Genomic DNA, 5,160 nt, shown 5'->3' with positions numbered 1-5,160 from the left:
TTTTTTTTTGGGGCCGCAGCGGCCCGTTTCCGCCGCCCGTGCCCGAGCCGTGGGGGCGGGACCCCGGGAGGTGGCCGGCGCAGGCGAGGCGGACTACGCAAGTTGTCGGAATTTCCCTACAGACAAGAGCATCCCGGCTGCTTCCGGTTATGCCAGAATGCCTCCCGCAAGGCCCGCTGCGTAACAGGGGACGCGGCGTCAGGCGACTGACGGGCGACTCGGGGAGCGGGACATGCCGGCCATGCTCGGCCAATCCCAGGCCTTCAATCTGGCGCGGGCGCTGCTGCGCCGTTACGCGTCCTGCGACGCGCCGGTGCTGATCGAGGGCGAGACTGGCACCGGCAAGGAGCTGGCCGCACGCGAGATCCACTACGCCAGCAGGCGCCGCGAACGGCCGTTCGTGCCGGTCAACTGCGGCGCGATTCCCGACACCCTGATCGAGAGCGAGCTGTTCGGCCACTGCCGCGGCGCGTTCACCGACGCCCGCAGCGCGCGGCCCGGCCTGGTCGACCACGCCCGCGGCGGCACGCTGTTCCTCGACGAAGTGGACGCGCTGTCGGCGAAGGCGCAGGTGACCCTGCTGCGCTTCCTGCAGGACAACCAGTACCGCCCGGTCGGCGGCAACGTGGCGCGCGCCGCCGACGCGCGCATCATCGCCGCCAGCAATGCCTGCCTGGAGCGCCTGGCGATCGAGGGACGCTTCCGCCGCGACCTGCAGTACCGCCTGAATCCGCTGTACGTGCGCCTGCCGCCGCTGCGCGAGCGCGAAGGCGACGTCGCCCTGCTGGCCGAGCACTTCATCGTCGCGGCTGCGTGCCGGCTAGGCACCGACCCCAAGCCGTGGACCGCCGAGGCGTTGCGCGCGCTGGCGGCGTACGCCTGGCCGGGCAACGTGCGCGAACTGGAGAACGTGGTCCTGCGCGCCTACCTGCGCGCCGAGGGCGACAGTGTCGGGCTTGCCGAATTGCTGGCGGCGGAACCGGCGCTGGTGCCGATCGCCGATGCCGAGCAGACGCACGCCGACGAGGCGACCGCCAGCTTCAGCATCGCCAAGAGCCGCGCCATCCAGGCCTTCGAGCGCAGTTATCTCACCGCGCTGATGCGTCGCGCCTGCGGCAACGTCAGCGAGGCCGCGCGGCTGTCCGGCACCGAGCGCCGCCAGCTCGGCAAGCTGCTGAAGAAGCACGGCATCGAGAAGGATCGCTACCGCTCCGTGTGAGCGGACCGCGCCGAAGCCGCCCGCACCGGGTGCATCCATCCCCGCAGCCACGCGTTTCCGGGTCGCCGGCGACCCGCTTCGGCGCTCGCCGCGCACTCCAATCCCGTTGCGACTCAACCCGTTGCGTCGGCGGGGCAGGCGGCACGCTCGTTGCTCCCTAAGGGAACACATGCCTACGGAGGTGCGGTCATGGCGGACCACCGGCGACAAGGCGCCGCGGAGAACGGCGAGATCGAGGGCGCGGTGCTCGCATACCTGCGCGACCACCCCAAGGCCGCCGACACCCTCGACGGCATCGTCAACTGGTGGCTGCCGCTGCAGCGCTACGAGACCGCGCGCAGCCGCATCGAGCGCGCGCTCGGCCGGCTGGTCGCCGGCGGGCAGTTGCGCCGCGACCGCCTGCCCGATGGTGCCGTGCTGTACGCGCTGAACGAAAAGGCGAGGCCGCCGCGCGCGCACTGAGGCGGCGAACGTTTCCACGACGGAGGACAGGGTCATGCCATCTGCGCTCACGTTTCCGGGCGTCTACATCGAGGAAATTCCCAGCGGCGTACGCACGATCACCGGCGTGGCCACCTCGATCACCGCGTTCATCGGCCGCGCCGCGCGCGGGCCGAGCGACGCCGACACGGACGGGCCGGTGACCGTCAACAGCTACGGCGACTTCGAGCGCAGCTTCGGCAAGCTCGACCCCGCCTATCCGATGGGCTACGCCGTGCGCGACTTCTATCTGAACGGCGGCGCGCAGGCGGTGATCGTGCGCCTGTACAAGACCAATGCCGGCAAGCCGGCCAAGGCCGCGATCAAGATCGCCAACCTGCCGCTGGAAGCAGCCTCCGCCGGCGCCTGGGGCAACAAGCTGCGCGCGCGCATCGACGCCAACGTCTCCGCCGACGTCGCCGCGCGCTACGGCTTGGCGAGCAGCGACCTGTTCAACCTCACCGTGCGCGACATGGACAGCGGCGCGCAGGAGAGCTTCCTCAACCTCACCGTCAAGGAGAGCCCGCGTCGCGCCGACCGCGTGCTGAAGGCGGGCTCCTCGCTGGTGCGCGTCGCCGCCTCGCTGACGTTGCCCGCGACCACGGTGCCGACCGCGCATCAGGATCTCAGCCCGAGCGACATCGCCGGCGGCAAGACCGTCTGGGACCTCGACAAGTCCTCGACCGGCGTCGCGCCCGCCGACCAGGCGGCGGACAGCGCCGCGCTGGACGACGCCGCCTACCAGGGCGACGCCAACGCCAAGACCGGCATCTATGCGCTGAAGAAAGTCGACCTGTTCAACCTGCTGTGCATCCCGCCCGACGTGCGCGACGGCAGCACGTCGCCGGCGGTGTACCAGACCGCGCTGGCGTTCTGCGTCGAACGCCGCGCGCTGCTGATCGTCGATGCGCCGGCCGACTGGAGCAGCGCCGGCGGCATCACCCAAAACAACAACCAGGCGCTGACCGCGCTCGGCCTGAGCGGCGACGCCGCGCGCAATGCCGCGCTGTATTTCCCGCGCGTGCTCGAGGCCGACCCCGCGCGCGGTGGCCAGACCGACACCTTCGTGCCCTGCGGCATCGTCGCCGGCGTGATGGCGCGCACCGACGTGCAGCGCGGCGTGTGGAAGGCGCCGGCCGGTCTCGACGCAGCGTTGAGCGGCGTGCAGGGCCTGGCGGTGAAGCTGACCGACGGCGAGAACGGCATGCTCAACCCGATCGGCGTGAACTGCCTGCGCAGCTTCCCGCTGATCGGCCCGGTGGTGTGGGGCGCGCGCACGCTGCGCGGCGCCGACCTGCTGGCCGACGAATACAAGTACGTGCCGGTGCGCCGTCTCGCGCTGTACATCGAGGAGAGCCTGTTCCGCGGCACGCAGTGGGTGGTGTTCGAGCCCAACGACGAACCGTTGTGGGCGCAGATCCGCCTGAACGTCGGCGCGTTCATGCACAACCTGTTCCGCCAGGGCGCGTTCCAGGGCAAGACGCCGCAGGACGCCTACTTCGTCAAGTGCGACAAGGAGACGACGACGCAGAACGACATCAACCTCGGCATCGTCAACATCGTCGTCGGCTTCGCGCCGCTGAAGCCCGCCGAATTCGTGGTCATCAAGCTGCAGCAGATGGCCGGCCAGATCCAGAGCTGAGGAGAGCGCCATGGCCCAGTTCAGCGTCAACGCGCAGCGCTTCGATCCGTACAAGAACTTCAAGTTCCGCGTGAAGTGGGACGGCCGCTACGTGGCCGGCGTCAGCAAGGTCTCCGGACTGAAGCGCACCACCGAGGTAGTCAAGCACCGCGAGGGCGGCGATCCCTCCAGCAGCCGCAAGTCGCCCGGGCGCACCGAGTACGAGGCGATCACCATCGAGCGCGGCGTCACCCACGACACCGAGTTCGAGAAGTGGGCGAACAAGGTGTGGAACTTCGGCTCCGGCCTCGGCGCCGAGGTCTCGCTGAAGGACTTCCGCAAGGACCTGATCATCGAGGTCTACAACGAGGCCGGCCAGCTCGCGCTCGCCTACAAGGTGTACCGCTGCTGGGTGTCCGAATACCAGGCGTTGCCGGATCTGGACGCCAACGCCAACGCGGTCGCGATCCAACACCTCAAGCTCGAGAACGAAGGTTGGGAGCGCGACTACGAGGTGCCGGAGCCGGCCGAACCCACGTTCACCGAACCCGCCGCCTGAGCCGTATGCGCACGCCGACGCCCGCGCAGCTGCTCGAGGTCTGGGAGCGCGGCAGCGACCAGTCCGCCGCGGCGCGCGCGCGGCTGCTGTGCGGCGTGGCCTGCGACGATCTCGACGCCGCGGCGCAGGCGGCGCTGCCGCTCGGGCAGCGCGACGCGCGCCTGCTCGAACTGCGTGCGCGCCTGTTCGGGCCGGAGGTGACGGGCACGGCGACGTGTCCGCGCTGCGTGACCGCGGTGGAGGCCACGTTCCGCTGCAGCGACCTGCAGGCATGCGCCGGGACCGATGCCGCTGCCGCGGGCGAGCGCACGCTGTGGACCACGGGCGCGCGCGTGCGCTACCGCCTGCCCGCCGGTGCCGATCTGGAGGCGCTGGCCGCGCACGCCGACGTCGCCGCGGCGCGCGACGACCTGCTCGCGCGCTGCGTGCTCGACGCGGAATGGGACGGCGCGCCATGCGCGCCGCGCGAGCTGCCGCCGCCGGTGGTCGATGCGCTGGCGCAGGCCATGGCCGAAGCCGACCCGCAGGCCGACCTGCGCCTGGCCTTCGCCTGTCCCGAGTGCGGCCACGCCTGGGAGCTGACGTTCGACATCGCGAGCTTCCTCTGGCAGGAGCTGGACGTCTGGGCGCAGCGGCTGCTGCGCGACGTCGACGCGCTGGCGCGCGCCTATCACTGGCGCGAGGCGGACATCCTGGCGCTCAGCCCGCGGCGGCGCCAAGCCTATCTGGAGCTGTGCGCGTCATGAGCGATTTCTTCGCCCGGCTGGCGGCGCGCGCGATCGGCGCGGAAGCGGTGCTGGCGCCGCGGTTGCCGTCGCTGTTCGAACCGGCGGCGGGCGCGCCCGCGCCGGCGGCCGCTGCGCTCGAAAGCGCGGCCGAACGCGAAGCGCCCGCACCGGCGGCAGCGGATGCGCCGCCGGCCGTGACGGCCCGGGCGTCGTCTGCGTCGCCGCCGGCGCCGGCCGTCATCGCGCCGGCTTCGCCGCGCGTGGTCGCCGCCGAACGCGCGCCATTCGAACCGCCGCGCGCATCGCGCGATGTCGCGCGCAAGGCGGACGTTCCCGGGGACGCCGTCCGTCCGCGTGTCCACGCGACGCCGTCGGTACCGCCGGTTGCAACGGCGCCACATGCGTCACTGCCTTCGCCGCCATCGTCTCCGGTCGCGCCGCGCAGCGTGCGCATCGCGCCGCCGCAGACGATGCCCACGCCGGCCCCCGCGGCGCCTGCGCGCGCCTCGGCGCAACCTGCGCCGGCCGCGGCGGTGTCGCGCGCCTTGCGGCC

The 5,160-nt window shown here is 71.8% G+C and carries 6 protein-coding genes; all 6 read left to right on the top strand.

The features are described from left to right. Positions 1-241 precede the first annotated feature (241 nt). Positions 242-1,219 carry a sigma 54-interacting transcriptional regulator gene (locus tag MBSD_RS13940; protein ID WP_082306688.1) on the top strand — a complete coding sequence of 326 codons (978 nt, stop codon included), beginning with the start codon at positions 242-244 and terminating at the stop codon, positions 1,217-1,219. 189 nt (positions 1,220-1,408) lie between these two features. After that, positions 1,409-1,681 carry a hypothetical protein gene (locus MBSD_RS13935; RefSeq protein ID WP_062537900.1) on the top strand — a complete coding sequence of 91 codons (273 nt, stop codon included), beginning with the start codon at positions 1,409-1,411 and terminating at the stop codon, positions 1,679-1,681. 34 nt (positions 1,682-1,715) lie between these two features. After that, positions 1,716-3,341: a phage tail sheath family protein gene (locus MBSD_RS13930; RefSeq protein WP_062537899.1), complete on the top strand. Its 1,626-nt coding sequence runs from the start codon at positions 1,716-1,718 to the stop codon at positions 3,339-3,341. Between the two features lie 10 nt (positions 3,342-3,351). Continuing rightward, positions 3,352-3,879, top strand: coding sequence for a phage tail protein (locus tag MBSD_RS13925; RefSeq protein WP_062537898.1), 528 nt, complete (start codon positions 3,352-3,354; stop codon positions 3,877-3,879). A 5-nt stretch (positions 3,880-3,884) separates the two neighbouring features. Further along, a complete protein-coding gene (locus MBSD_RS13920) occupies positions 3,885-4,625 on the top strand; it encodes a hypothetical protein (RefSeq protein WP_062537897.1) in 741 nt (246 codons plus the stop codon). Continuing rightward, a partial coding sequence (locus MBSD_RS13915) for a hypothetical protein (RefSeq protein WP_062537896.1) occupies positions 4,622-5,160 on the top strand: 539 nt, incomplete at its 3' end. The genes MBSD_RS13920 and MBSD_RS13915, both read left to right, overlap by 4 nt.

The organism is Mizugakiibacter sediminis (genome assembly GCF_000953855.2).
Lineage (GTDB): Bacteria > Pseudomonadota > Gammaproteobacteria > Xanthomonadales > Rhodanobacteraceae > Mizugakiibacter > Mizugakiibacter sediminis.
The sequence above is the reverse complement of the archived record's forward strand: the minus strand, read 5'-3'. Positions and strand labels throughout refer to the sequence as shown.

Coding starts and splice junctions, on each gene's coding strand:
- MBSD_RS13940 (WP_082306688.1), top strand. CDS start 242: ATGCTCGGCCAATCCCAGGCCTTCAATCTGGCGCGGGCGCTGCTGCGC.
- MBSD_RS13925 (WP_062537898.1), top strand. CDS start 3,352: ATGGCCCAGTTCAGCGTCAACGCGCAGCGCTTCGATCCGTACAAGAAC.
- MBSD_RS13935 (WP_062537900.1), top strand. CDS start 1,409: ATGGCGGACCACCGGCGACAAGGCGCCGCGGAGAACGGCGAGATCGAG.
- MBSD_RS13920 (WP_062537897.1), top strand. CDS start 3,885: ATGCGCACGCCGACGCCCGCGCAGCTGCTCGAGGTCTGGGAGCGCGGC.
- MBSD_RS13930 (WP_062537899.1), top strand. CDS start 1,716: ATGCCATCTGCGCTCACGTTTCCGGGCGTCTACATCGAGGAAATTCCC.